Genomic DNA, 26,843 nt, shown 5'->3' on the forward strand with positions numbered 1-26,843 from the left:
ATTTAATCTTATAGTTTATATGTTAATGTGAAATAGAAATTTCTTGGTGTAATTGGGTTTACAGAATAGTTTTCGTGAACGTTATAGTTTACTACATCAAACAGGTTTCCAACTTTTCCTTGGATTGAGAATTTCTTCCAGTCGTAGCCTGCAGATAATGAAACTGTAGTATAATCTTTTAATTCAAAACTTCTACTTACTCCGTTTCTGCTTATGTTTGTAGATTTAGAGTCGTTCCAGCCTGCAATTCTGTTACCAATATAGTAAATTCCGGCTCCTACTTTTAATCCTTTTAAATAAGAGGTGAATTTATAGAAAACTGATGCGTTTGCTGTCGTAGCAGGAGTTCTTACCAATCTTTGCTTTTCAACATATCCTTTTTCTGGAGTATCGATATACACCGAATTATTGTAAGAGAAACCTCCGATAATTGAGATGTTTTCATTTGGATTACCTGTAATGTCTAATTCTACACCACGGCTTCTCATTTTTCCTGCAAATTCTTTTAAATTGGTATCTGGAGTCTGTATAGCATTGGCATTATCAACATAGAAGTAATTTTGATAGTAATTATTATACATGATTTGGTATAATGTCAGGTTAATAGCTAATGCATTATTCCAAATGTTCTTCTTTGCCCCCACTTCGTACTGATCTACAGTGGTTGGTTTTATACCTTGTTTTTGTAGGTTATCTACTCTTGATTTTACTTGTGCAGTTGTTCCATTTGTATTTAGATTGCTCAGCTCATCAGATGTATATCCTGCGTTTGTAACAAACGAATTTGTATAAGTTGCAAATACAGAAAGGTTGTCATTTGGTGCATAAACGATACCTATTTTTGGTGAAACAGCATTATCCGATGTTGCTGAATTTGCTACTTCACTTTTTTCATTTAATGCAAAACGAGTGAAAAGGCTTGGCATATTTTCTACATATGACCATCTCAAACCAGCAATTACTTTAAATTCTTTTGTAAGGCTGATAAAATCTTGAGCGTATACTCCAACTCTTCTTGTTCTTGTTCTTGTATTAGTATTTAAATCAGATTCAGGCATTTCTAAATTTCCATTGTCCCAAGAGCTTGGATCATCTAAATATAATACATTTGTTGGAGCATTTTTCAAAGTATAAGCATATGAATCAGATTGGCTATAATCAGCATCTGTTCCAATTAATACTTTGTGATTTATTTTTCCGGTGTTAAATTCACCGTTTAAGTTTACCTGTGCAGAACCATAATTTTGCTCATTATAAGTTTTATTGAATGGAGTAATCCAAGATAAACGGTTTGGATCTGCTAAAGGAGCTTTATTATATAACCATTGCACTCTTTCTGTTGAGAAGTAGTCTTTAGTATAATTTTGATAAGATGCAGAAGCGTTTAATGTCCATTTGTCATTAATCTTATGATTAAATGTAACATTTGTTGAAGCTTGTTGCACATCTTGGTATTGCCAATCAGTTCCAAAAAAAGTATTTCTAGGTAAAGTATCAACCATTGAATAACTTAAATCTTTGTTCGTAATTGATCCGATTCCAAAATCAGGAGTAAAGTTATTTTTAAGATAATCTGCCTCTACAATCAATTGTGATTTTTCACTTAGATTAAATAAGAATGATGGATTGAAATAATATTTTTCAGACTGTACAACATCTCTGAAGCTTTCTGCATATTCGTAAGTTCCATTTACTCTGAATGCAATATTCTTAGATAAAGGTCCATAAACATCAACAGTTGGTTTATATGAATTCCAACTTCCGGCATTCATCCCTACACTTCCTCCGAAATTAAATTTAGGCTTTTTAGTAATCATATTAATAACACCACCTGCAGCAGTATTACCATACAACATTGCGTTTGCCCCTTTTAATACTTCAACTCTTTCTAAGCTACTTACTTCAGGGAAAACTCCACTGTTTATTCTTGCTCCGTTTTTGAAGATATTATCATTTCCTAAAATGAAACCTCTACCTCCAAAACTGTCCTGAGAATTACCTCTTGATGAAGTTACATACATTCCATTTACATTCTGAAGTACATCGCTAAGTTGCTTAGCCTGTTGCTGTTCGATGATTTCGTGAGTAACAATTGCAATTGGTTGTGGAGTTTCCATTACCGTCAGGTTTGACTTTGTAGATAATGGTTTTGCCTTATTGGGATTTCCTGTTTTGTAAAGGTTTACGTCTTCAATAGTTTGAATTCTAACGGTGTCAGATTCAGTGTTTTTCATTTGTGCACCTATAGATATAGCTGTAAACAACAATCCTAAAGTTACCAATTGCTTTCTCATTTTTACTTTTATTTAGAGTGGTTTTAAATAAGCTGCAAAGCTAATTAAATATTTGTCTTTATTTAGATTTAGTAAAAATAATCTAAATGACTTTTATCATAAAAAATGTTAAAATTTAGATTTGGGCGATCAGATTAAAATTTATTTATAAATACCTTTGTTAAAAATAATAATATGCAATTGGTAAAAGTGGGGCTTTGTGCCTTTGGGATGAGTGGGAAAGTTTTTCATGCTCCGTTTTTAAAAGAACATCCCGGTTTTTTTATTTCGGCAATAGTAGAGAGAAGCAAAGAAGAATCTAAAGAGAAATATCCGGAGGCAGTTATTTATCGATCTGTAGAAGAAATGGTAAATCATGCAGATATTGAAGTCGTTGTAGTTAATACACCGGTTCAAACTCATTTTGAATATGCTAAAATGGCTTTACATGCTGGTAAAAATGTTGTTGTTGAAAAACCCTTTACTGTATCGTTAGCTGAAGCAGAAGAATTGGTGAAATTGGCAGATGAAAAAGGACTGTTTCTTAGTGTGTATCAAAACAGAAGATTTGATAGAGATTATTTACAGGTTCAGAAAATCATTCAGGATAGAAAACTGGGAACTCTGAGAGAAGCAGAAATACGATTTGACCGTTTCAGAACTGAAGCCAGTGGAAAGCAACATAAAGAAAATCCTGAGCAAATGGGATCAGGTTCTCTACATGATCTGGGATCGCATCTTATCGATCAGGCAACTCAGTTCTTTGGGTATCCTCAAAAATTATTTGCTGATATTTTTTCAATGAAAGGAAAGCAGTTTGCGAATGATTATTTCGAAATTCTTTTATTTTATCCTAATGATCTTAGAGTACGATTAAAGTCTTCGGTTTTTAGTAAAGAAGCTCATTATGCCTACATTTTTCATGGAGATAAAGGAAGCTTTTTACAGGAAAGAACAGACGATCAGGAAAATGAATTGGTGGCAGGAGCAATTCCGGAATATGGGAAAGAATGGACGAAGCCTTTACAGGAAGCAGATGGTATTCTTAATTTCATCAATGACAATTCCGAAACGGAAAGAATTCTTATGTTCAGTGAAGCCGGTGATTATATGAATTACTATCAACAAATTTATGAATACATTGTTTTTGGATATGTTTTGCCGTCACCGGGACATGAAGTGATTCAGAATATGAAAATTATTGAAGCGGCTGAGGAAAGCGCAAAAGAAGGAAGGATTATTAGTTTGGGTTAAAAGTCATTCTAAATAAAATAAAAAAAGGTTCATGAAATTTTCATGAACCTTTAATTTTATGCTTCTCCAAGAATTTCCTGAAGTTCCAACCATCTCATTTCGTGGGTTTCCAGTTTTTCGGAAACGGTTTCTAAATCCGCAGAAAGTTTGGATATTTTCTCGTAATCCGCTTCGTTGTTCAATTGATCCAATATTTTTCCTCTCTGTGCTTCCAGTTCCGGCATTTCTTTTTCAATCAATTCCAATTCTCTTTGTTCTTTAAAAGACAGTTTTTTCTTTTTTGTCGAATTTTGAGCTTGAGTGGGAGCTGAAGTATTTTCTTTTACAGCTTCCTGTTTCTGAACCGTATTTTTTTCTAAAGACTCTTCGCGGCTTTTCGCTTCTCTGTATTCTGAGAAATTTCCAACGAAATCTTTTATTTTTCCGTCTCCTTCAAAAGCAAGAATATGATCTACAATTCTGTCCATAAAATATCTGTCGTGGGAAACAATGATCAATGAACCTTGGAACATTTGCAGGAAGTTTTCAAGAACGGTTAATGTAGGAAGATCAAGATCATTCGTAGGCTCATCAAAAATCAAGAAATTAGGATTTTGATACAGAATATACATCAAATGCAATCTTCTTTTCTCTCCTCCTGAAAGTTTTGAAATAGGAGAATATTGAGACTGATCGTCAAATAAGAATAATCTTAAGAATTGAGAAGCCGAAAGACTTTTGCCATTCGCTAAAGGATAAAATTCGGCAATTTCTTTAATGAAATCTATGACTCTCTCATCTTCTTTATAGGTTAATCCTTTCTGGGAAAAATACCCGAAAGAAATCGTTTCGCCGGTTTCTATTTCACCTTTATCAGCTTTTTCAAATCCTTGAATAATATTAAGGAGGGTGGATTTTCCGGCACCGTTTTTACCTACAATTCCTATTTTTTCTCCTCTTTGAAACTGATAACTGAAGTCTTTAAATAAAACTTTATCACCAAAGCTTTTATCGATGTTCTTTAGCTCAAGAATTTTATTTCCCAAACGTTTCATTTCAAAATCTAATTCAAGACCTTGTTTTCTCGTATCTGTTTTGGCTACTTTTTCTGTTTCGTAAAAAGCATCAATTCTCGATTTAGACTTTGTGGTTCTCGCTTTGGGTTGTCTTCGCATCCATTCCAGCTCTTTTCTGTAAAGATTGTTAGCTTTATCAATGGTTGCGTTTGTATTGTCCTCACGAATCATTTTATTTTCAAGGTAGGTTGCATAAGAACCATTATGAAAGTAAAGATTTTTATCTTCCATTTCCCAGATAATATCACAAACGCTGTCTAAGAAATATCTGTCGTGAGTTACTAATAATAAAGTGATTTTAGCTTTATTCAGATAATTTTCAAGCCATTCTACCATTTCTACATCTAGGTGATTGGTAGGCTCATCCATGATCAGCAACGTATGGCGGTGTTCCGCTCTGGTTTCTGTCAATAATTTTGCCAGGGCTACACGTTTGATCTGTCCTCCGGAAAGCGTTCCCATCTTTGCATCAAGATTGGTGATCTTAAGCTGAGAAAGAATTTGTTTCATTTCATTTTCAAGATCCCAAGCTTTATGAACTTCCATTTCAGCTAATGCTTTTTCGATGAAATCGTTGTCGGTAGAATGAAGAGATTTATGATAATTCTTAAGAGCAGCAATAGGAGCTGAATCTAAAGTCATCATGAACTCATCTACCGTCAGATTAGAATCAAAATCTATTTCCTGATCAAATAAAACAACCTGAATATCTTTATTGATGATTACATTTCCGCTATCTGCAATTTCTTTTCCCATCAGAATTTTCAGAAGAGTAGATTTCCCGCTTCCGTTTTTGGCAACAATGGCAATTTTATCACCTTCATTAATGTTAAAAGAGATATTTTCAAATAAAACTTTTATTCCGTAGGATTTGGTAAGGTTTTCAGCAGCAACGTAATTCATTTCTATAAATTTTGTAGCGCGAAAATACGAAATCTAAGACTTTGAAGAGATAAAATCTATTTTTACTTTTTTTCGGGTGTGTTTTTAAATGATTTTAATACTTAATCTCACATTATAGTGATATTTTAAATTAATTTTAACAAAGCAAGAATCAAATTTAATAAGCTATTATGACCTTTTAAAGGAATAAATGAGGATTTTTGCTTCAAATTTTTACCATGAAAAAACTTCGTATTTTATCTCTTTCATTTATTGCTGCTTCTTTCAATGCACAGATTATTTCAGCAACGGTATTTTCCAAAGATGAAAACAAACCGATTCCTTATGTAAAAGTGGGGATTGAAAAAGAAAAAAGCGGAGTGATTTCTGATGATAAAGGGTATTTTTCTATTGACCTTTCCAATATAAATGCAGCAAAGTCTGTTTTGATTGAAGTTCCGGGATATAAAAAATATTCACAGTCTGTTCAGAATTTTAAGAATTTAGACGGTCAAAAAATATTCCTGAAAGAAAAGGTGAAAAATATTGATGAGGTAAAGATTAAACCTAAAAAATTGGTGGATAAAAATTGGGGTGTAAATACTAAAACAAAGAGTGTTATGTACGCTGTAAACCCGGATTTTAAAAATGAGAATTTTTTGGGAGAGACTGCTCTAGAATTTAATACGAGTAAGAAATCAAAAATTAAAAATATCAATCTGAATATTTCGAGCTATACTTCAGATCAGCCTGTTGTTATGCGTTACAGTATTTATTCTGAGAAAAATGGGTTTCCGGATAAGAATATTTTAGATGAAGAGATTACGGTTGAACTGACGAAAGAGATGATAAAAGATGGTACCTTTACGTTGGATGTCAACGATCGGAATATCTGGGTTCAGGGGAAGTTTTTCGTGGGGATACAGTTTTTGAAAAGATTTCAGGGGAGAATTACGATTAGTGCGGCGCTGTTCAGAACAGGATATATCAGGGAATTTTATGGGGACTGGAAAAAAATGAGCATTGCGGCACCTGCAATTAATATTGATGTAAAAGTGGATAAAAATGGTAAAAATATCAAAGACGAGGTAAGAGATAACAGTGATAAAGTTTCCATGTTAGCTCCGGATCTTAGTCAGTATAATATAGAATCCGAAAACTCTGTTTATGGTAAAAATGAGGCTGTCGGAAATTCTTTTAAATTAAATGATGCGGAATTGTATTATGAAGTCTATGGTGAAGGTGAACCGCTTGTCTTGCTTCATGGAAATGGGGGAAGTATTAAAGAGTTTTACAAGCAGATTCCTGAACTTTCGAAAAAATTTAAAGTAATTGCGATCGATACAAGAGCTCAGGGAAAAAGTAAAGACCTTACAAAAGGAGATTTGAACTACAAAATTTTTGCAGATGATCTGAAAAAGCTAATGGATCATTTAAATATCCCAAAGGCTAATATTTTAGGATGGAGTGATGGAGGAAATACCGGACTTGAATTTGCCTTAAAATATCCTCAAAACCTTAATAAATTAATTATTATTGGAGCCAATACATTTCCGGAAGGAGTAGACGATGATTTGCTAAAAGAGTTTAAAAGTAAAGTTCAGATGATGCAATTTGCCAATCAACCGGAAAATGAAACTGAAAAAAGATTGTTGAGTTTGATGCTGAAGGAACCCAATATCAGTAAAAAATCTTTACATCAAATTCAGAATCCGACATTGATTCTAGCCGGAGAAAATGATGTCATTAAAAAAGAGCATACGGAAATGATATCGAAAGAAATCCCAAATGCAAAGCTTAAAATTTATCCGAAAGCAACCCATTATCTTCCTTTTGAAATTGCAGAAGATCTAAACAAAGACGTTGTTGATTTTCTGAAAAACTAATCTAAGGTTAGTCCTTTTAAAGACCAAAGACTTCCATTGTAGATGTCAAGGTCCACTTTGGTATTGATGCCGTGTACGATTCCGTTTTCTGTAAATTGCCAGAAATCCCAATGGCCATTTGGAGACGGACTGGGAACGTCGTTATAATTGGCAAGCCAGAGGGGGTAATCATCAAATTCACCTTTCAGAAAGTCATTATAATAATGATAATAGGTATAGATAATAGGTTTTTCCCCATATCTTTCCTCCACAATTTTACACCATACTTTTAGATCTTCAACCAATCTTTTGTTGGTTTTTCGTCTGGGGATTTTTTCAATATCTAAAATAGGAGGGAGATCACCATCTTCTAAGTGTACATTAGCTAAAAAATTGTTGGCCTGAATGATAGGATCTTCATCAGCTCTGTAAAAATGATAAGCTCCCCGTATTAATTCATGTTTTTTAGCCTGTTGCCAGAATTCCTCGAAATGCTTATCCGCATTACGATTTCCCATGGTTGCACGCATTACTACAAATTCTAAAGGAATTGTTTTATTACCAATACTTAAGCTGTCCCAACTGATGTCTTCTTTGTTTTGATAATGAGAGACATCAAAACCATACGTTTTATCGAGATTATCCGAAAGAATTTTCTGAATTCTTAAAGCTTCTGTTTCAGAGTTATGAAGTTTTTTATGCTTAAATTTATTAAAATATAAAGCGTAGTAATAGCTTATAGAATGTTTTAAATACAATCCGGTTCCGATAAGCGCAATAAAAAGCAAAGCCAATACAATCTTACGGCGGAAAAAATAGCTCTTTCGTCGGCTTTTATGAATCTTTTTGGCAGTCTTTTTGGTGTACTTTTTAGGGCTCATAGAGTTTTGCAAAACTAACTTTTTAAGCGAAAAAATACTAAAATAAATAAGTAAATTTGTGTAATATGGAAACACGCGAAAAGATCATCATAATAGGAGGCGGCTTTGCGGGATTACAACTGGCAAAGACTTTGAACAATAAGAATAAAAAAGTTATTGTTCTGGACAGGGTAAATCATCATATGTTTCAACCGCTTTTCTATCAGGTGGCGTGTGGGAGAATAGAACCTTCCAATATTTCTTTTCCGTTCAGAAAAATCTTTCAGCAATCCAGAAATACTCAGTTTCGTTTGACCGAGGTTAAAGAGATCGATCCGGTACATAATAAAGTAATTACGGATGAAGCCGAATTTACTTATGATAAATTGGTCATTGCAACAGGTTGTAAAACCAACTTTTTTGGAAATAAAGATTTAGAATCAAAAGCTTTCGGGATGAAAAATACTCAGGAAGCAATAAGTATAAGGAATCATGTTTTAATGACTTTTGAAAAGCTGATTTTAGAAAAAAGCAGGAGCGATGATGGAAACTGGAATATCGTAATTGTAGGAAGCGGACCAACAGGAGTGGAACTTGCAGGGGCTTTTGCTGAAATGAAAAAAGAGATTCTTCCGAGAGATTATCCTTATATGAATTTTGACAATCTTAAAATTATATTGGTAAGCTCCACTGAAAAACCTCTTGCTGTGATGAGTGATGAGTCTCAGGATAAATCTGAAAAATATTTGAAAGATTTAGGAGTAACTTTCATTAGTGAGGAATATGTGACGGATTATGATGGTGATAAAGTGTACATGAAAAGCGGAAAAGAAATTTCGTCGAATAATGTAATTTGGGCAGCAGGAGTTACAGGAAATGTGATTGATGGTTTCCCTGCTGAAAATCTTATGAGAAACCGATACATTGTCGATCGATACAACAAGATAAAAGGATATGACAATATCTATGCGGTAGGAGATATTTCTTATATGGAAACTCCAAAATATCCACAAGGTCATCCGCAGGTTGCCAATGTAGCCATTAATCAGGCAAAAAATCTAGGCAAAAACTTTCTGAAGAAAAATAATAGCGAATGGAATGAGTATGAATATGATGACAAAGGCTCATTAGCAACAATAGGGAAGCATAGAGCTGTTGTTGATCTGCCATTTATAAAATTTCAAGGATTCTTGGCTTGGTATTTTTGGATGTTCCTTCACTTAATGTTAATTTTGAGCGTTCGAAATAAACTCGCTGTGTTTTTTAATTGGATGTGGAGTTATTTCAACAAAGATTCAGCATTAAGATTAATTATTTTACCTAATAAGAAAAACGGAACATTACAATGAGAATTGATATCATAAGCGTACTTCCTGAATTGATGGAAAGTCCATTTCAAACTTCTATATTGAAAAGAGCGATGGATAAAAGATTGGCAGAAGTGCATTTTCATCATCTTAGAGATTGGGCAATCAATAAACACCGACAGATTGATGATGAGCCTTATGGAGGAGGAGCAGGAATGGTAATGATGGTAGAGCCATTGGATAAATGTATTTCTGAACTAAAATCACAAAGACAGTACGATGAGGTAATTTATTTAACACCGGATGGAGTTACTCTGAATCAGAAAATTGCCAATACGTTATCGATAAAAAACAATCTGATTTTCCTTTGCGGACATTATAAAGGAATTGACCAAAGAGTACGAGATCTGCATATTACAAAAGAAATCTCAATAGGAGATTATGTTTTGACAGGAGGAGAGCTTGCCGCATGTGTACTTGCAGATTCTGTAATTCGTCTTTTGCCGGGAGTATTGAATGATGAACAAAGTGCTTTGACGGATAGTTTTCAGGATGATCTCCTTTCACCACCCATTTATACAAGACCTGAAGTCTATAAAGGGCTGGAAGTTCCAAAAGTGCTGCTAAGTGGTAATTTTGGTAAAATTGAAGAATGGAGACATGATGAAGCAGTAAGAATAACGAAAGAAAAACGACCGGATTTATTATAATTCCGGTTTTTTATTTGAACAAATTCTGGAAAATTTCAATAAAAAGAGAATAAATTTTAATCGGATCAAAAAAAATATAGAATAATACCATTTTGAAAATGGAATTTAGATTAAAAAACCACAAAATACGTGATTATTAGGTATAATTTGTGGTTTTTCATTTGATTTATATATAGCCAAAATAGAGGAAAGTATCTATTCTTGTAAATAAAAATTAATTTAAAATTTAAATATTTTACGGTAAAATTTAAATCTATATCGGTGATTGAATTGTTAATTTTCATATTATGTAGATTTAGTTTTTTGGTTTTCAGTAAAATAATTGTGAAATAGGTAATAATATTTGTAAAAAAGTAATAAATTTACATTCGGAATTTAAGGTCGAGAAACCGCGCTTTGAAAACAAATGTTGATGGAATTATTAGCTTTTTATAATGTAGAAAATTTATTTTTACCTGATCCGAAGCCCACACACAAACTTGATCCTACCAATTCAGGATTGAGAAACTGGGATGACCGGAAATATAAAAACAAGCTTCATAAAATTTCTCATGTTTTTCAACTTATAGAAGATAAGAAAGGTACTTTGCCATTCCTCATTGGTTTGTCTGAGATTTCAGGAAGAAAAGTTTTAGAAGAACTTGTGCAGATGCAGCCTTTTAATTCAAACTACGGAATTGTACATTACAATTCTATGGATGAAAGGAAAGTAGATGTCGCGTTATTGTATGACAAATCAAAAGTGGAAATTTTAGATTCCGAAGCCATTACTTTTTTTTTTGAAAGAGGAAACCACATCAAGGACGATTATGATACGACCAGAGATGTTCTTTTTTCCAAAATAAAATGTAATGATGAAATTATCAACGTCTTTGTAGCTCATTTACCCTCTAAAAGAGAGAAAGACGTCAATAAGCCCAAAAGGGATTTTATTCTCAAAGAGATTAAAAGTAAGATTGCAGAGATTATTGGCAATAGTAATGAATCTGTGATTTTGTTTGGTGATTTTAATGAGAATCCTGATGAAGAAAATTTAGTTGAGATGTTATCTGCCCCCCACGGTAAAATCTTAGAAAATCCTTTTCGGCAATTATTTACTGAAAAAAAGTACTCCACTTACCATTACAAATCTGGTCTTTTATTTGATCAGATTATATTATCTATATCTTTTTTTAATAAAAGTATAGGATTTTGTTTTGAAGAGGCCTCTGTTTTTAACGCGGAAGAAATCAGCAGCCGCGATAAAATGTTTAGTGGGAGACCTTTTAGAACCTATGCAGGAACCCGTTATTTGGGTGGTTATAGTGACCATTTTCCTGTGATAGTAGAATTAAGAAAACATAATAAGTAAAATATAAAGTAAAAAGTAAAAAGTTAAACGAAAATGAAAGACGCGGAAAACACAACGTACCATTTAGACTCAATAGATAAGCAGATTATCCATATGCTGATGGATAATGCTAAAACTTCTTTAGCGCATATCTCAAAAAATGTAGGGATCTCAACAACAGCAGTGCATCAAAGGATAAAAAAATTGGAGCAGGCTGAAGTAATTGAAAATTCAATTTCTTTTTTGAATCCTAAAAAGATCGGGTATAAGGTGATTTCATATATTGGTGTTTTCTTAGATCAGCCAAGTCATTATCCGGATATGGTGAAAGCCTTGAAAGATATTAATGAAGTGGTAGAAGCACATTATACAACGGGGAATTATACGATCTTCCTAAAAGTGTTGTGTAAAGACAATGATCATTTGATGCAGATTCTTAGCAAAATTCAAAAGTTAAAAGGAGTAACGAGAACAGAAACTTTCATATCTTTGGAACAAGGTATTTACAGACAATTGAAAGTATAACAGATTATGAATATTGCTCAATATTTGGATTCAACATATTTGAAAACTCCGGCTCAGTCAGGGCTTTCAAATGAAGAAACTTTACAGAAAGATATAGAACTTACTCAGGAGGCTATTGAAAATGGAATTTTTGCCGTGATGATTCGCCCGGATTATGTATCTGAAATCAAAAAGTATATTCAGGAAAAGAATTCAAATGTTGTGGTAGGAACTGTGATTGGTTTTCATGAAGGAACGTATTCTATTGATGAAAAACTTGCAGAAGCTACAAAAGCAATTGCTGACGGAGCTGATGAATTAGATTTTGTTATTAATTATAATGCCTATCTGAAAGGAGATTTACATATAGTAAAAGACGAATTTGTAAAATGTACAGACTTGTGTCTGCAACATCATAAAATTGCAAAATGGATTATTGAAATTGCAGCTTTAACTGATGTACAAATTGCAGATCTTACTAAAAATATTTCCAATTGGGCAGAAGAGAATTTCTCTGAGAACGACTTATCAAAAATTTTCGTAAAATCTTCAACCGGTTTTTTTGAAACTGAGAATGGAAAACCTAATGGGGCCACATTTGAAGGAATAAAAATCATGCTGGATAACGCAGGAAAACTTCCTGTAAAAGCAGCCGGTGGAGTAAGGACTCCTGAAGATGCCGAAAAAATGATTAATCTTGGGGTAAAGAGAATAGGAACTTCTTCGGCGTTGGCTTTAATTAAAAATCAGCCTGCTTCGGAAGGGTATTAGTAAAAAAATATTTTTAAATAATACAAAAATAAAAGTCCATCAATTTGTGATGGACTTTTATTTTATGCCTGTTGAGCTAAATATTCTGTATAGAATGCTTGGGTTTCTTTAATCAAAGCATCCATTTCTTCTAAAGTAAATACTTCCAGGAATTTTTTTCTGAAATCTTTGAAATGCGGAACACCACGGAAATAATTGCTGTAGTGTTGTCTCATTTCAACCAATCCTAATCTTTCTCCTTTCCATTCTGCACTCCATTCTGCGTGTTGACGAACAGCTAATAATCTGTCTTCAATGGTTGGAGCAGGTAAGTGTTCTCCGGTGTTAAAGAAATGTTTGATTTCGTTAAAAATCCATGGATAACCAATTGCTGCACGACCAATCATGATTCCGTCGCAAGCGTATTTCTGTTTATATTCCAACGCTTTTTCTGGAGAATCAATATCACCGTTTCCAAAAATTGGAATTTCAATATTTGGATTTTGTTTAATTCTTGAAATATGCTCCCAGTCAGCTTCTCCTTTATACATTTGAGCACGCGTTCTAGCGTGAATTGTTAATGCTTTAATTCCAGTATCCTGAAGACGTTCTGCAACTTCATCAATATTAATAGAAGTACTGTCCCAACCTAAACGGGTTTTTACAGTTACAGGAAGATGAGTAGAGCTTACTACCGCTTTTGTCAAACGAACCATAAGATCAATGTCCTTCAAAACTCCTGCTCCCGCTCCTTTACAAACGACTTTTTTTACAGGGCATCCAAAGTTGATATCAACCAAATCAGGATTTACTGTTTCCACAATTCTTGCAGACATTGCCATCGCTTCTTCGTCGCCACCAAAAATCTGAATTCCGACAGGTCTTTCATAATCGAAAATATCCAACTTCTTTCTACTCTTGATTGCATCACGAATCAACCCTTCGGAAGAGATAAATTCTGAATACATTAAATCAGCACCGTGCATTTTGCATAACCTTCTGAACGGAGGATCACTTACATCTTCCATCGGAGCCAGCAAAAGCGGAAATTCCGGCAGTTCTATGTTGCCTATTTTTATCATGGCGCAAATTTACAAAATTCTATTTTATGTCTTGATAGAGTTTATAAGTAGATCATATATGAATTTATTTATTTTTTATAAAAGCTCTATTTTGCTGATGTTTTTGTTGTTTTGTTGATATTTTAGTGTTTTATTTTTATTTTAATCAAATATTTATTAAATATTTTGTATATATTTAAGATAGAAAAATAATACCTATGAGAAAACTTCTATTTTGCTTAATGACGGGGCTTACCGTCGTTAGTATTCACGCACAGGTGAATGTTTCCGCTACAGGTGGAACAACAACAGGGACTTATACGACATTAAAAGGGGCTTTCGACGCCATTAATGCCGGGACACATCAGGGAGCGATCAATATAAGCATAACAGCAAATACAACAGAAACAGCAACAGCAGTTTTAAATGCCACTGGAGGAACTACAAGCTATACATCTATAGTTGTAAAACCGGCAGCGGCTACAACGCCTACGGTTTCAGGAAGTATTGCGAGTGCAGCATTGGTGAGAATTCTCGGAAGTAACGTTACACTAGACGGAAGTAATACTGCTTCCGGCACAACGAGAGATCTTACATTTACGAATACGGCGACCACTGGTCCGCAGGTAATTACTTTTATAGCAACCAGTGCAGCCACTGCCAATACAAATATTGTTGTTAAAAATCTTAATATCGTAAATGGTATCAATACATCATCTGCATTCATTATGTATGATGGAAATACGACACCTACGGGAGGATATTTTAATAATGTTACTATTCAAAATAACTCTATTAAAAAATCTTACATTGCCTTGTATTTATTTACGGCAATCGCACTGGGGAATGGAGCAAATACCTTAGTTACGGGTAATGACTTCAGTGCTTCAGGAACTGATGCCAACAGACTTGTCGGGATTTATTTGCAAGGTTTAGATGGGGCAACAGTAAGTAATAATACTATTGGGAATTTTGAAACTACGAATGCTGAAATCAAAAGAGGAATCTGGTTAGCCACAGGAACGGTAAATACTACAATTTCATCTAACACAATTACAAATATTGGGTATACCGGAACAGGTGCAGGTGGTGCAACAGGGATATCTGTAACATCTGGTAATACAGGTGCAGCACCAGTTGCAGGAGTTATTATAAGAGGTAACAATATCAATAATTTTACTTCTAGCGGAACAGGAACTTTGTTTAGTGGAATTTATGTTGCAGGAACTTTGACTAATGGTGTTATTGTTGACAGAAATAAAGTTACATCCATTAAAAATACCAATACAAGCGGCTATGGTGCACAAGGAATTTACTTAGCATCAACGAGCACTGCTGCTAATACATTAATTGCAAATAATATTGTAAGTGGAGTAGCAGGATATGGATATGCTACAACAGGTGGGGTAAATGATAATGGAAATGGAATTGTAGTTGGAACAGGTGCTGGTTACAAAATTTATTATAATACAGTTGTAATGAATGCAAACCAGACTGTTGCAGGAAGACCTTCTGCATTGAATGTATTGTCTACAATTACAGCAGCAGGTGCTATCGATTTGAGAAATAATATTTTTGTAAATACTCAGACACAGACTGGAGATAAATATGCAATTTATTCCGGTGCAGCAAATACTGTTTTTTCTAATATTAATTATAATAATTATTATTCTTCAGGATCAAATCTAGGATATATCGGTTCTGCATTAGCTACCATGACTGATATTCAGACTGGTTTTGGAGGAAATGTGAATTCAATTAATGTTTTACCGGTATTTGTTTCTGCAACAGATTTTCATTTGGCAACATCAGGAAATGCAGCGCTTGATAATAAAGGGACAGTGGTGGCGGATGTTAGTGTAGATGCAGATAATAATCCGAGAAGTGCAACAACACCAGATTTAGGTGGATATGAATTTACAAATATTGTTTTGGCGACTCAAGATGTTGGTGGCAAAGGCAACAAAATCAGTTATTATCCAAATCCAGTTGTTGATTACTTAAATATCACAAACGACAGCAAAATTACAAATATAGAAATCTATAATGCAGGAGGACAAAGACTAATGAGTGAAGCGATAAATGCAGAAAAAGGTTCTGTAGATGTAAGAAAACTTTCTCCGGGAATGTATATTTTAAAAGTAAATTCAGAGAAATCATCTGAGTCACTTAAGATTCTTAAAAGATAATTTTTAATATTTAAATTAAAATATTGATCCCTGATTCTTTATGAATCAGGGATTTTTTTTAATCATTGAATTGTGTAGATCTCTGAGTAAATTAATGGAATCTGTAGAAAAATAAATTATCAGAAATTTAGAAACTAGCCTTCACCTGCATACTACCAATATGAATTGTTCTATCTCCTGAGTTTCTTCCTTCGTAGTTCAAGTTTAATTGAAGGAATGAATTGATGGCTTGTTGAATAAAGACACTCCAGACTTGGTTTTTACCAGGTTTAAGTCCGTCAAGCATTTGATTTCCTACTATACTGAAATTGTTCCCTGTAAAATCATTATTAATGAACGAGAAATTACCTCTTATAGACGTTTTTTTGCGTTCCCACTGTATGGTTCCGGTAATGTCGAACGCTTTTAATAATTCTTCTCCATCCACTCTTTGTTTTTCTCTGTAAGCGGAAGAAAGCTCTGCTTGTATAGCATCTGTAAATTTGTAAGTAGCTTTAGGCTTTGTTTCAAAATTGTTTAAACGATAATCTCTTGTTGCAAACAACTGAGACGAGTTTTTAATATCATGAACGGAATTTTCCCAGTCTACCCTGAATTCTTTATTAAACCAATACCCGACATTCAAGAAATGAGAGGTTTGCTCTCTTTCTTCATTGCTGAAATTGGCATTGATGAGGTTGTCGTTCGATATAAAACGATAGTTACCATTCCAGCCTGATTTTTCGGTAGGATTGAACTGTACGGAAGTTAGTATATTTTGATTTTTAAGGATCTGATTGTCGCTTTTCTCAAAAGGATTTAGTACCAGAACTTTATCTTTTTTATAGAATGAATTTTGAGAATTCATGGAAATATTAAAATTCCAGCGTTTTAAAAACTTATTTTCTGAGTTAAAAATAATCGAAGGGTTGACAAATAATGCCAACTGAAGCTTATTCTTATTGGATGGGAGATAGCGTACCGAATTGGTATATACTCTGATGTACTGTGCCAAATCTGAATATTCGGCAATTTCAAATTCATCAAGCTGTTGAACACCATCACCGTTGTAATCTGTCCATTTATAAATACCTTGTCCGTCGGTTACCTTTAGATATTGGAATTCTCTTTGAGCTTCCTGTCCGTTTCCTAATTCATAAAATGCCTGCAAACGCATTCCATTTCTGAAAAGTTGCTGATTGTACAGAATATTCCCAACAACAAAATCATTATTTTGAGTCATGTCTGCATCCTGATTTTGATAGAAAAACTTTCTATAGTGTAGTAGAGCGTTCAGAGTTGTTTTCTCTGTTTTAATGATCTGACTTTCGGCCATGAATCCTAAAATATTATTCATGCTTTGAAGGCGATTATCACGTACAGAGTCGTTATCTCTCATGTAAACTTTTGCCAGTAATTTAGTTCTGGTGCTGTCTCCGATTTTCTTTTGAACAAATATTTCTTTCCAACTAAAACTGGTGACATCCATCAGTTGAGTTTCGTTGTATTTCTTCTCATTATGTTCCATACTTCCACCTACAGCCCAACTTCCTTTTTGCCCTGTAAACTCTGTGGAAACACCTCCTCTTATAAATTTAGTATTTTGAAGAGTTGCTTTGGTATCCAGATAAGATAGATTTCCTTTTGTTAAAAATTTACCTTTTGTCCATCCGAAATCTAAATCATTTTTAATTCCTTTATAAGAATCCTGCTCATCAAGGTAATTGATGCGGTAATTTAAAGTCGATTTGTTATTCCATTTATTCAGAAAGCTGAAAATAAATCTGTTTTGAGTTTTTCCACTGAATTCCTGAGCCAAGTTAAAGTCTCTGGAGAATTCTACATCGTTAATACGATCTAAAATGTGGAATTGCTTATCAATATATTGATATTCAAAAGTTGGAGTACCACTCCAGTTGTTTCTCTTGAAAATTTTATTTCCGAATACTCTCCAGGCATATCCTGTATTCTGACTTGAATCTTTTGAAGAAAATAAGTTGATATCATAATTACTTAAAGAGAAATCCGCTCCTATTTTACCATCTTTAAGCAAATATTCAGAATTTACGGAGTAAACCTGAGATTTTTCTGGCGAAGGTAATTTTCTAACGGCTTTGTAATCTCCTAAATTGGTTCCTACGTATTCAAAAACACGTCCGTTATTTGTTGTCTGCGTTAATTTATAATCTCCCAAATTGGCACCAAAATAAGTAAAGGAAACCTGATAAAGAGTTTCGTTGGGATCGGTTGAAAATTCATAATAATTTCCGGTAGGATTCAGTCGATACAATATTTTATTGACGTCATATTCGGTAACAACTCCCGATGGAGCGTACATTAAATTAGGATTATTGCCGGCATCGGCTAAAATTTGCTCATCTTCTTTAGATAAGTTAAGCGCAAGAGGAGCGTTTTTGTTATCATTTTCCATAAACCAGTTAAGGCCTAGTTTAAGTTTCTCCCTTGCATGTTCTATTTTCCCTGTAAACAAATACCTTGAATAATTTCTATTGGTATAGTTATAAGAAATGGTAATGAAGTTTTGTTGGAAAATTGGACGGAAACTGGTAAAGGTAACCTCTCCTGTATTATAATTGATGATGTAATCCTGGTTTTCACCTCTTTTCATTAAAATCCCATCAATGAATACCTGTTCCGAACCGGAAATAAGAGTGATAAACTGTTCTCCGTTTTTACCAGTCAATCGATAAGGTCCCTGATTTCCTTCTACCCCCTGAAAACGGACTCTGTGAAATTCACTTCGTGCAACTCCCATTGAGACATCCAGAAAAGTTTTGTTTTCTTTTCCCATTTCCGTCTGGAACTGAAGTCCCATACTTCTTCTCTGGTATTTGGCAAAATAATTTTTTGTTTCGGCTAAATCTAAATGTCCGGCTCTAAGGATAGACTTATCCTTTATATTAAGCTGCATGTAGATCTTATCAAACTCTTCCAATGTTTGTGTATATCCATCAGCTTGAATCGGTAAGTTATGATCGGAAATACTGGCTAAAATCGTTACATCTTTTGAAAGTCTTCCGGAAATCTGAAGATCCATAGAGCTTTGTACAGACTGCCCTTGATTGTTACCAAAAGTAATCCCACGAATAATAGAACCTTTAGAGTTTAATTCTCCTAAAAATCTTTTTTTATCGTTTTTAGCTAAGACGGCTTCGTCTACAATAATTCTGTTGCTGGTCTTTACGAAATCTAAGGTGTCTTTTGCAAAAATGTCTTGTTCAAGCTTTGCAGCAATGATACTGTCTTTTTTCGCAGAAAGAATACCATCTCTCTTTAAGGTGTCTTTCGGTAGGTTGGGATTTTTCCATGAGAAAACCTGTGCATTACCTAAAAATAAGCCCATAAAAAACAATACGAATATTAAAAGATAATTCCGCAATTCCTTAAAAATAATTGGTAAAAATAGCTAAAAAAATACTTATAGTCGGGGTTTTAGTATTGTTAACGGAAAATTAATCCAATTATTATTTTTGGTTTAAAAAATGATGTAATTTTGCTCTATAAATTATAAAAAATTAAAAAAATAAGTTATGAGAAAAATATTTACTGTTTTAGGGATTGTTTGTGCGTCTGTTGCTATGAATGCACAGATAGTGATTAACGAAGTGTATGGAGGAGGCGGAGGAACAAGTGCAGGTATTGTGCTTAATCAAGATTATGTTGAACTGATTAATAAAGGAACGTCATCAGTTACATTAACCGGTGCATATCTTCAATATTCTTCGGCGACATCTACAAGTGCGGTTGGTGCTTCAAATATTCAAGCTTTACCAAATATTACATTAAATCCTGGACAAACCTTTTTGATAGGTGAAGGGACGACTACTACTTCTGTTGGTGCGGCTTTACCAACAGTAGATTTTGCCCCAACAACAAATGTTCTTAATATGTCTGCTACTGCGGGAAAGATTTTTTTGACATCTAATAATACACCCGTTGCTTCTGCAACAGATTCTAATATTATAGATTTTGTTGGTTATGGTTCTACAGCAGTTTGGTTTGAAGGTACAGCAGCTGCACCTGCGCCGTCGAACACAACATCTATAAGTAGAACGAATGGAGTAGATACAAATAATAATGGAGCTGATTTTACAGCAGGAACTCCAACTCCTCAAAATTCTACTAGCGGAACATTAGCTGTTTCAGATTTTGGAAAAGAAAAATCTCTTTTTGTGAAAAACACTTTTGTAAAAAATAATGAAATTGTTTTTGGAGCAAATGCAAAAGATGTGAAAGTTTTCAATATGTTTGGACAAGTTATTAAAACAGCATCTGTAAAAGCTGACGGAACTTTAAATGTTTCTGATTTGGCAAAAGGGAATTATATTGTTACAGGTACAGTAAACAATGAAGCTGTTTCTCAGAAAATTTTGAAAGATTAATTTTAAAATAATATTATAAAGAAAAGAGCTGTCGAAAGACAGCTCTTTTCTTTTTCTTATATAAGTAGGATTTGTTGATAATGAATTCTTAGATGTTAGTAATTAATACCAACCTCTTCTCGCCGCATTAATAATAGATCCCAGATTCAGAACCAAAGTATATCGAATACGTCTCGCATAATCTTTAAATGAAGGTTCGAAACCAAGTGAAGATTGTATAGGGAAATAAACTTCAAGAAAATCAGGAATGACTCTTACTTTGATTCCACTGTCCCAGATAAATTGTGTTGGTCGGTTTTTATTTTTATAAAATCCGGCATCTGCATATACGTGGAAAATTTTCCAGATACTTGAATCTACATTAAAAGAAGTGATCCATTGGTTTACGCTTCCGGGCAAGAAAGATTTGAAACCTCCATCTGCCAAAATAAATTGTTGAGATAAAATTCCGCTACTCGCGCTTTCTCCTAATAAGGTGTATGAAAACGAATAATTCGAAACCCTTGAAATTCCGTAGTTGAACGTGCTGTTTCGGGTATCATTTCTGACAAAATATCCTGCAAATAATCGTAAACTCAGTTTTTGTTTAGGAGCAAATTCCCATCTGTAAAAACCTTCTGCGGTTATTTTATTGAAATCTTCCATTCCCTGAGTACTGATGCTTAAGCTTTTCTCATGAATCATTTGACTGTCGCTGTATCCATACCCAAGACTCCAAAGGTTGTATTTATCATAGTCTTTGTTTGCAATTCTTGCCGGGCTAAGATCTCTCTCAAAATAATTGTATGAAAAAGCTAAGCTTCTTCCTACCGTACTTCTCGGATTTTTTCTGAAATTAATATTGGAGAAAGCGGATAACTTACTATAAGCAAGATTGTAATCATAGTGAAAATAGGATCCAGAAACTCCAAAAGTCAGACTGCGGATAATACTTTCAGCAGGTAAAAAAGAATAAGAAATTGCTCCTGAACCTGTCATTTTACCGGTTCCGGAACTATACATTGGAGTAACTGAATACAGGAATTTTTGATCAAAGAATGACTGATTTTTAAAATTGATCCCAAATAAAAATTTATCGTAAGTATTATTAAATCTAATTCTTGGACTTAAATAAATTTCGTTGAATTCCGGATTGGGAATATCTTTTATGAATTTGAATTTAATTTTTTTTGCGTTAGAGAAAAATCCTTTGGCATACAGGTAATTATCCCTGTATTTAGATTCCGGGAAGATATAGTCATCATTTAATGTGATTTTATAAATGTCTGCAGCCGGAATTGAAAATGTTTTTATTTTTTCGTTTTCTTCGGTATCTACCCAATATTCTTGTTTGTTATTCTCTTGATCTACTGTTTTTAATTTTACGGGAATAGTAGAAAATGTATTTTTATGAATTTTAATATTCAGGGTATCATTTTCCTTTTGTAATCTTTTTAATTTAAAATTGACTCTGTTTTTTTGTTCCAGAAAATCTGTCAGATACTCTGTTCTCTTATCTTTTTCTGAAAGCTCTTTTAAAAAATCTTTCGGATTGGTTTTTTGGTGTGTATTTTTTACAATGAAATCTTTTAACAGATTGTTGAAATTTTCATAGCCCATTTTATCCGCAGAAAAATTGAACAGGCTCCCTGTTTCAAAACTGCTGATTGCCATATCATTGAAATTGCTTAATACAGTAAATTTTTCATCAATTTTCTGATCAAGATTTTGTGACATGATATATTGATAAGCAAGACCGTATCGATCTACTAGCTTAACTTTCGAAGCATGAAATAATTTTAAAGGCTTCACTCCAAAAATCTTTGTTTCGGGAAGAGTTCCTAAAAGTTTGGTTTCTTTATAAAACTTATCCAGATATTGAATTTCTAAATAGGATTTTAAACCATTTTTAAACCAATGATTGTCCTGTTTATCAGTAATAATACTTTCATCAAGGATTTTCTTCGCAATGATTCCGAAATAATCTAAATCAACTTTTTCAGCATCTGTAAAAAGTGGGAAATTGAACTTCAAGACATTGATGTCATTATTCCCAAAAAAATCTTCCTTATTCCTGAATTTATCAGAAATAAAAATAGTTTCAGGAACAAATCCCGACTTCTCTTTTATAAATCTTAAATGAAGAGGCAGGAAAAATTCCAGATTTTCTTTTTCTTGTGGACTTAGAACATATCCGAATTTTATTTCTGTATGAATGTCGTCAGAATTTATTTTGATAACCGGAAGTTCCTTTTTAGAAAGAATAAATTCGGGATCAGAATCTAAATCACCAACGAAATTTCCATTTGAAGATTGGGAGATATTACTTTGGATATAATATTTTGTATCAGTAGTAAGGTTGATCTTCCAAAACGTATTGAAGCTGACAGATTCTTCAATATCATGATACTTTTTTGAAAAAATATTGTCCGGATCGAAATGATCCGGAACAATAAAGAAATATTTTAAAGCTACATTATTATCAGATATACCGTATCCTGTAAATTTTTTATCAGGAAGCTGCATCTGATATTGCATCTGTAATTTTATTTTTTCTCCCGGCTTCAATGCTTTTGGCAAAGGCAGGAAAAGATTTTCATCAGAGAGATTTTGAACGGGAATTTCCTGATCGGAACTTTTAATCTGTAAGCTTAAAAGCTTTCCCAGCTGCTCGTCTTTAGCGAAATGAAGATCGGTATTTCGGTCTTCAAGTTTTCTGTAGGCTAAAGAAGTTCCTCTTTTATGATAAGCAGAAATCCAGTTCAATAATTTTATAGTGTTCAGGTCTTTCTCTGAGTGATTGTAATACACCAGTTCCTGATTCACTGTGATTGTTTTCTTATCTGAAGACAATTTTGCTTCAATAGAGATACTGTCTTTCTGTGCAGAAATCTCTACAACACCTAAAAACAAAATAAGACAAATACTAATCCTTTTCAATATTCCTGATAAAGTATCAAATATAACTTATTTTGAATAGATTTCGTAAAGATTTGAGTAAGGAGTTGATAAAAAATTAACCACAAAAGAGAGAATAGACTTAAATAAGTTCTTTTATCCCTTTTGTGGTTTAAAAAAAATATGTTGAATTGTTTTTTACAAAGAATTCAAATAAGCTTTCCAGCCTTCATTTTTATAAGTGATAGCAGCTTGCTCAGCATTTTCAGCTTTATAAATTCCTCTTCCTACGATAATGAAATCGGTATGAAGAGTTTTGAATACATGTTCCGGAGTATTGTATTGCTGTCCTTTTCCGTCACCAGAATCAGCAAGGTTTACACCTGGAGTGAATAATAGTAGTTCTTCAGGAAGCGTATTTTGAGAAACTCCTCCAATTACATTAGGATGTGATGATGCTACTTTTAAAGCTTCTTCTCTGTAGCTGCTTGTTGTTAAAGCTCCTTTAGAAGACATTCCGATAATCGCTACTACACCTACATTTTTGAAACAGTCTAAAGACTCAAAACCACCAATCACCTGTGAAGTCACAAAATCTGCCCAATCTGTAATTTTGAAAACTCCGCTTGTAAACTGAAGCTCCTGAGTATTTCCAATATCAGCAAACTTTCTGTCTTCCATCAATAAGAAGTTGTGCTTTGAAGCTAATGCTTTTAAAGGTGTGATTGTTTTTTCGTATTCAAAATCAGAAATAACATCGATGTGAGTTTTCAATGCGATGATATGTGGACCTACTTTATCAGCAAGATCTAATAATTCCTGCGTTGTTGTAACGTCAGCAGAAGCAATTAAATTCGATTGTTTAGCGATCGCAGTCTCTAATAATTTTTTAGAAACAGAGTGTTGTGTAGTGCTTAGTTTTTGTTCGTAAGAAGATTTTGTTTTCTCTTCAAACTGAATATGGTTTCCTTGTAAGAAATCCTGAATTCTTTTTACTTCCTCATCAGATAATTCTCCGTTTTCCTGAAGAATTTCGCAAACCTCTGAAATATTGAAAAGAGTGTGAACTTTATATCCGTTGCTTTCTAAAAGCTGTTTTCCGCCTTGCTCTCTGTCAAGAACAACAACGATGTCTGCAACTTTAAGATCTTCCTGTTCTACTTCTGCAATAGTTTCGATCAAAGATTTTCCTGAAGTGATTACGTCTTCTACCAAAAGACAGTTTTGACCTTTCTGATAAATTCCTTCGATCAGTTTTTTTGTACCGTAGCTTTTCGCTTCTTTTCTTTTAATAATTAACGGAATATAGCTTTCCAAAGACATTGCTGTAGCCATAGGAAGTGCTGCGTAAGGAACTCCGCAAATCAAATCAAAATTATCCAAAGGAAGCATTTCCAATAAATAATTTGCCAGACTTTTCAAAATTTTAGGATCAGAAGCCAGCGGTCTTAAATCTACATAAAACGGACTTTCAATACCGCTTTTTAATGTAAATCTTCCGAATTTAATGATACCTAGTTTGTAGCACTCCAAAAAGAATTCTTTTTTACTTTCCATTATTTTTTATTAGATGGTGCAAATTTAAGGATTTGAAAACGAAATGTGAAAAAAGTCAAATATCAATTTTATCTAGTAAAACAAATAGTGAATTTTGATTTCAAACTTTTAGAGTATTTTAAAACATTATTGATGTGTTTTAAGTGAAATTTTCAGAAGTTTGTCATTTCGACGATAAGAGAAATCATAATTTATGATCAATGGATTCTTCACTCCGTTCAGAATGACATATTTCATTAACAAAAAAACATTCCCAAAAGGAATGTTTGATTTTATTCTATTATTTCTGCATCAATAATCTTTGTCTCTCCGGTGCTGTATTTTTGTTGAGCTTCCCAAAGCAAAAATTTATCGACTTCTTTTATCAGTTTAGGGATTACCAGATATAAAACTGCAAGGTCATCTATTACTCCTAAAACAGGTATTGCTACTTCAGGAAGGAGGTCGATGGGTGAGAGTACATACAGAATACCTAATAAAGGAAGAATGATATCCATAGACTTCATTGGGTATGCTCCTTTTCGCCACATTTTTATCATTCTGAAAATGTCGGGTATCTTTTTGATGAACCCTTTGTGGTTGATGGCTTCTTTTGCCAGACTTAATTTTGAATACTTCATTTTGTGTTTAGTTTGAAATAATTTTAATGGTATAAACTTCACAAACTCTGTACCAAATATATATAAAATTTAGTTAAAAATTATTTGACGATACTGTCTATAAACTGATGGGCAGATTCTGAATTCCAGTCTCTTGAAGCGTCTTCCTTGATAATGATTCTTCCGTTTTTATCCAAAAGATAAGTGGTAGGAAAAACTTTAGGAAGTATTTTTTCTGAAATAGGACTTTGAGCGATATAAACGGGAACATTGTAATTGTTTTCTTTTAAAAACTTTCTCACAGCATCTTCCTGATCATTCATTGCAATTAAAACAAAATCTACTTTATCTTTTCTTGCATCATATAGTTTTTGAATTGAAGGCCATTCTTTTCTACAAGGAGGACACCATGTTCCCCAAAAATTAAGAAAAACCGCTTTGTCTTTGAAAGCTTTTAGATTGGTACTCGGAACATTGATTCCTTGTAAATCAATATCATAATCTTCGTCGCTTACATGAACGGCATTTTCAATGGTAGCGATCGGAAAAAATGTGTCCTGTAGTTTTTCTTTCACTCCCGGAACGAAAGCTATAACTCCAATGATGACGATTAATACAAGATAAATTATGTTTTTTTTCATTCTTACTTTTAATAAGATTATTTTAAACCTTAAAGGTAAATAATTGTTGTAAAAAAGTTAAACACTTAGTTGTCATTCCGTAGGAATCTCGACAAAGTAATTAACGTAATAAAATTATAAATTCAGTTTAGATTCCTACGGAATGACAAACTGTACGCAATATTTTAGGTTAACTTTAATTATAATAGATCTAAAATTTCCTGAACAGCATCTTTTCCTCTGTTCTTTGCATAATATAGCTGCAAATCGTTATAAAACTGATCTTTTGGATAGCCTTCAGGATCAGCTTTGTGTTTCATAAGCAATTCTTTGCCATATTTCGGACGTGGTCCCCAAGAATTTTTTACATTCAGATCTTTATCCAAGATAATAACTTTAGGAATAGATTCAGTTCCGTTGGTCAAAAACTGATTGATTAAACTTTTATCACTATCTCTTAAAAAGATTTTTACTTCATTATGACCTTCAAAGAATGTAACCAAAGCAGGAACGGTTGAGCTTGCATCACCACACCAAGCTTCGGAAATAATTAAAATCTTTCCGTCAAAATTCTTCGAAGCCAGTTCTTTTAATTGTTCTTCATCTAGAACGTACTTTTTTAAAGTTCTGTCCATTCTCTGAAGTCCCAGTTCGTAATATTGTTTATAATCAATTTCTTGTTGAGTGGAAGGATTTTCTAATCTTTCTTTTGCAATGCGAACATACTCTTCAAAAGAAATTCCTTGAGCCCAGTAATTTTCCATTACT

Annotated in this window: 19 protein-coding genes; 9 read left to right on the forward strand and 10 right to left on the reverse strand. The window is 33.4% G+C overall.

All coding sequences use genetic code 11. The annotated features are described in order from the left end of the window. Window positions 1–8 precede the first annotated feature (8 nt). Complete coding sequence (locus tag RM51_RS09005) at window positions 9–2,294, reverse strand: TonB-dependent siderophore receptor (protein ID WP_039367927.1); 2,286 nt, start codon at window positions 2,292–2,294, stop codon at window positions 9–11. 174 nt (window positions 2,295–2,468) lie between these two features. Here RM51_RS09005 and RM51_RS09010 point away from each other — a divergent pair, with 174 nt between their 5' ends. Beyond that, window positions 2,469–3,527: a Gfo/Idh/MocA family oxidoreductase gene (locus RM51_RS09010; protein ID WP_039367929.1), complete on the forward strand. Its 1,059-nt coding sequence runs from the start codon at window positions 2,469–2,471 to the stop codon at window positions 3,525–3,527. A gap of 56 nt (window positions 3,528–3,583) precedes the next feature. Here RM51_RS09010 and RM51_RS09015 read toward each other — a convergent pair whose 3' ends face one another. Further along, window positions 3,584–5,485, reverse strand: a complete 1,902-nt coding sequence (locus tag RM51_RS09015) for an ABC-F family ATP-binding cassette domain-containing protein (RefSeq protein ID WP_039367932.1) — start codon at window positions 5,483–5,485, stop codon at window positions 3,584–3,586. 218 nt (window positions 5,486–5,703) lie between these two features. On the opposite strand from RM51_RS09015, the gene RM51_RS19285 reads away from it, so the two are divergent. Further along, window positions 5,704–7,350, forward strand: a complete 1,647-nt coding sequence (locus RM51_RS19285; protein ID WP_084111033.1) for an alpha/beta fold hydrolase — start codon at window positions 5,704–5,706, stop codon at window positions 7,348–7,350. Here RM51_RS19285 and RM51_RS09030 read toward each other — a convergent pair. Further along, window positions 7,347–8,210 carry a glycoside hydrolase family 25 protein gene (locus tag RM51_RS09030; RefSeq protein WP_039367937.1) on the reverse strand — a complete coding sequence of 288 codons (864 nt, stop codon included), beginning with the start codon at window positions 8,208–8,210 and terminating at the stop codon, window positions 7,347–7,349. The genes RM51_RS19285 and RM51_RS09030 overlap by 4 nt on opposite strands. A 65-nt stretch (window positions 8,211–8,275) precedes the next feature. Between RM51_RS09030 and RM51_RS09035 the strand changes: the two genes are divergently transcribed. The 5 genes from RM51_RS09035 to deoC all read left to right on the forward strand — a co-directional run bounded on the left by RM51_RS09035 (window position 8,276) and on the right by deoC (window position 12,811). Then, window positions 8,276–9,538, forward strand: a complete 1,263-nt coding sequence (locus RM51_RS09035) for an NAD(P)/FAD-dependent oxidoreductase (protein WP_039367940.1) — start codon at window positions 8,276–8,278, stop codon at window positions 9,536–9,538. Beyond that, window positions 9,535–10,206 carry a tRNA (guanosine(37)-N1)-methyltransferase TrmD gene (gene trmD / locus RM51_RS09040; RefSeq protein WP_039367943.1) on the forward strand — a complete coding sequence of 224 codons (672 nt, stop codon included), beginning with the start codon at window positions 9,535–9,537 and terminating at the stop codon, window positions 10,204–10,206. Before RM51_RS09035 ends, trmD begins: the two co-directional genes overlap by 4 nt. A 412-nt stretch (window positions 10,207–10,618) precedes the next feature. Continuing rightward, a complete protein-coding gene (locus tag RM51_RS09045) occupies window positions 10,619–11,557 on the forward strand; it encodes an endonuclease/exonuclease/phosphatase family protein (protein ID WP_084111036.1) in 939 nt (312 codons plus the stop codon). Between the two features lie 33 nt (window positions 11,558–11,590). Beyond that, complete coding sequence (locus RM51_RS09050) at window positions 11,591–12,061, forward strand: Lrp/AsnC ligand binding domain-containing protein (protein ID WP_039367949.1); 471 nt, start codon at window positions 11,591–11,593, stop codon at window positions 12,059–12,061. Window positions 12,062–12,064: 3 nt separating this feature from the next. Beyond that, a complete protein-coding gene (gene deoC, locus RM51_RS09055; protein ID WP_039367951.1) occupies window positions 12,065–12,811 on the forward strand; it encodes a deoxyribose-phosphate aldolase in 747 nt (248 codons plus the stop codon). 62 nt (window positions 12,812–12,873) lie between these two features. Here the strand turns inward: deoC and dusB are convergent, their stop codons facing one another. Beyond that, window positions 12,874–13,872, reverse strand: coding sequence for a tRNA dihydrouridine synthase DusB (gene dusB, locus RM51_RS09060; RefSeq protein ID WP_039367954.1), 999 nt, complete (start codon window positions 13,870–13,872; stop codon window positions 12,874–12,876). Between the two features lie 197 nt (window positions 13,873–14,069). On the opposite strand from dusB, the gene RM51_RS09065 reads away from it, so the two are divergent. Further along, window positions 14,070–16,040, forward strand: coding sequence for a beta strand repeat-containing protein (locus RM51_RS09065; RefSeq protein WP_084111039.1), 1,971 nt, complete (start codon window positions 14,070–14,072; stop codon window positions 16,038–16,040). Window positions 16,041–16,167: 127 nt separating this feature from the next. Here RM51_RS09065 and RM51_RS09070 read toward each other — a convergent pair whose 3' ends face one another. After that, entirely contained in the window at window positions 16,168–19,383 is a 3,216-nt protein-coding gene (locus RM51_RS09070) for a hypothetical protein (RefSeq protein WP_039367958.1), read from the reverse strand. Window positions 19,384–19,570: 187 nt separating this feature from the next. On the opposite strand from RM51_RS09070, the gene RM51_RS09075 reads away from it, so the two are divergent. Next, on the forward strand, window positions 19,571–20,422 hold the full coding sequence (locus tag RM51_RS09075) for a lamin tail domain-containing protein (RefSeq protein WP_039367960.1): 852 nt from the start codon (window positions 19,571–19,573) through the stop codon (window positions 20,420–20,422). Window positions 20,423–20,524: 102 nt separating this feature from the next. Here RM51_RS09075 and RM51_RS09080 read toward each other — a convergent pair whose 3' ends face one another. The 5 genes from RM51_RS09080 to RM51_RS09100 form a co-directional block, all read right to left on the reverse strand. After that, entirely contained in the window at window positions 20,525–23,341 is a 2,817-nt protein-coding gene (locus RM51_RS09080; protein WP_039367963.1) for a gluzincin family metallopeptidase, read from the reverse strand. A 156-nt stretch (window positions 23,342–23,497) separates the two neighbouring features. After that, a complete protein-coding gene (pyrF, locus tag RM51_RS09085; RefSeq protein WP_039367966.1) occupies window positions 23,498–24,856 on the reverse strand; it encodes an orotidine-5'-phosphate decarboxylase in 1,359 nt (452 codons plus the stop codon). Between the two features lie 272 nt (window positions 24,857–25,128). After that, entirely contained in the window at window positions 25,129–25,476 is a 348-nt protein-coding gene (locus tag RM51_RS09090) for a YkvA family protein (RefSeq protein ID WP_039367969.1), read from the reverse strand. 80 nt (window positions 25,477–25,556) lie between these two features. Then, window positions 25,557–26,096: a TlpA family protein disulfide reductase gene (locus RM51_RS09095; RefSeq protein ID WP_039367972.1), complete on the reverse strand. Its 540-nt coding sequence runs from the start codon at window positions 26,094–26,096 to the stop codon at window positions 25,557–25,559. Between the two features lie 179 nt (window positions 26,097–26,275). Continuing rightward, entirely contained in the window at window positions 26,276–26,839 is a 564-nt protein-coding gene (locus tag RM51_RS09100; protein ID WP_039367975.1) for a thioredoxin family protein, read from the reverse strand. Window positions 26,840–26,843 lie beyond the last annotated feature (4 nt).

The sequence above is a fragment of the Chryseobacterium taiwanense genome (assembly GCF_000813825.1).
GTDB classification, from domain to species: domain Bacteria; phylum Bacteroidota; class Bacteroidia; order Flavobacteriales; family Weeksellaceae; genus Chryseobacterium; species Chryseobacterium taiwanense.

Coding starts and splice junctions, on each gene's coding strand:
- RM51_RS09050 (WP_039367949.1), top strand. CDS start 11,591: ATGAAAGACGCGGAAAACACAACGTACCATTTAGACTCAATAGATAAG.
- RM51_RS09015 (WP_039367932.1), bottom strand. CDS start 5,485: ATGAATTACGTTGCTGCTGAAAACCTTACCAAATCCTACGGAATAAAA.
- RM51_RS19285 (WP_084111033.1), top strand. CDS start 5,704: ATGAAAAAACTTCGTATTTTATCTCTTTCATTTATTGCTGCTTCTTTC.
- RM51_RS09045 (WP_084111036.1), top strand. CDS start 10,619: ATGGAATTATTAGCTTTTTATAATGTAGAAAATTTATTTTTACCTGAT.
- RM51_RS09030 (WP_039367937.1), bottom strand. CDS start 8,210: ATGAGCCCTAAAAAGTACACCAAAAAGACTGCCAAAAAGATTCATAAA.
- dusB (WP_039367954.1), bottom strand. CDS start 13,872: ATGATAAAAATAGGCAACATAGAACTGCCGGAATTTCCGCTTTTGCTG.
- RM51_RS09075 (WP_039367960.1), top strand. CDS start 19,571: ATGAGAAAAATATTTACTGTTTTAGGGATTGTTTGTGCGTCTGTTGCT.
- RM51_RS09035 (WP_039367940.1), top strand. CDS start 8,276: ATGGAAACACGCGAAAAGATCATCATAATAGGAGGCGGCTTTGCGGGA.
- RM51_RS09100 (WP_039367975.1), bottom strand. CDS start 26,839: ATGGAAAATTACTGGGCTCAAGGAATTTCTTTTGAAGAGTATGTTCGC.
- RM51_RS09095 (WP_039367972.1), bottom strand. CDS start 26,096: ATGAAAAAAAACATAATTTATCTTGTATTAATCGTCATCATTGGAGTT.
- RM51_RS09090 (WP_039367969.1), bottom strand. CDS start 25,476: ATGAAGTATTCAAAATTAAGTCTGGCAAAAGAAGCCATCAACCACAAA.
- RM51_RS09010 (WP_039367929.1), top strand. CDS start 2,469: ATGCAATTGGTAAAAGTGGGGCTTTGTGCCTTTGGGATGAGTGGGAAA.
- RM51_RS09065 (WP_084111039.1), top strand. CDS start 14,070: ATGAGAAAACTTCTATTTTGCTTAATGACGGGGCTTACCGTCGTTAGT.
- pyrF (WP_039367966.1), bottom strand. CDS start 24,856: ATGGAAAGTAAAAAAGAATTCTTTTTGGAGTGCTACAAACTAGGTATC.
- RM51_RS09070 (WP_039367958.1), bottom strand. CDS start 19,383: ATGGGCTTATTTTTAGGTAATGCACAGGTTTTCTCATGGAAAAATCCC.
- RM51_RS09005 (WP_039367927.1), bottom strand. CDS start 2,294: ATGAGAAAGCAATTGGTAACTTTAGGATTGTTGTTTACAGCTATATCT.
- trmD (WP_039367943.1), top strand. CDS start 9,535: ATGAGAATTGATATCATAAGCGTACTTCCTGAATTGATGGAAAGTCCA.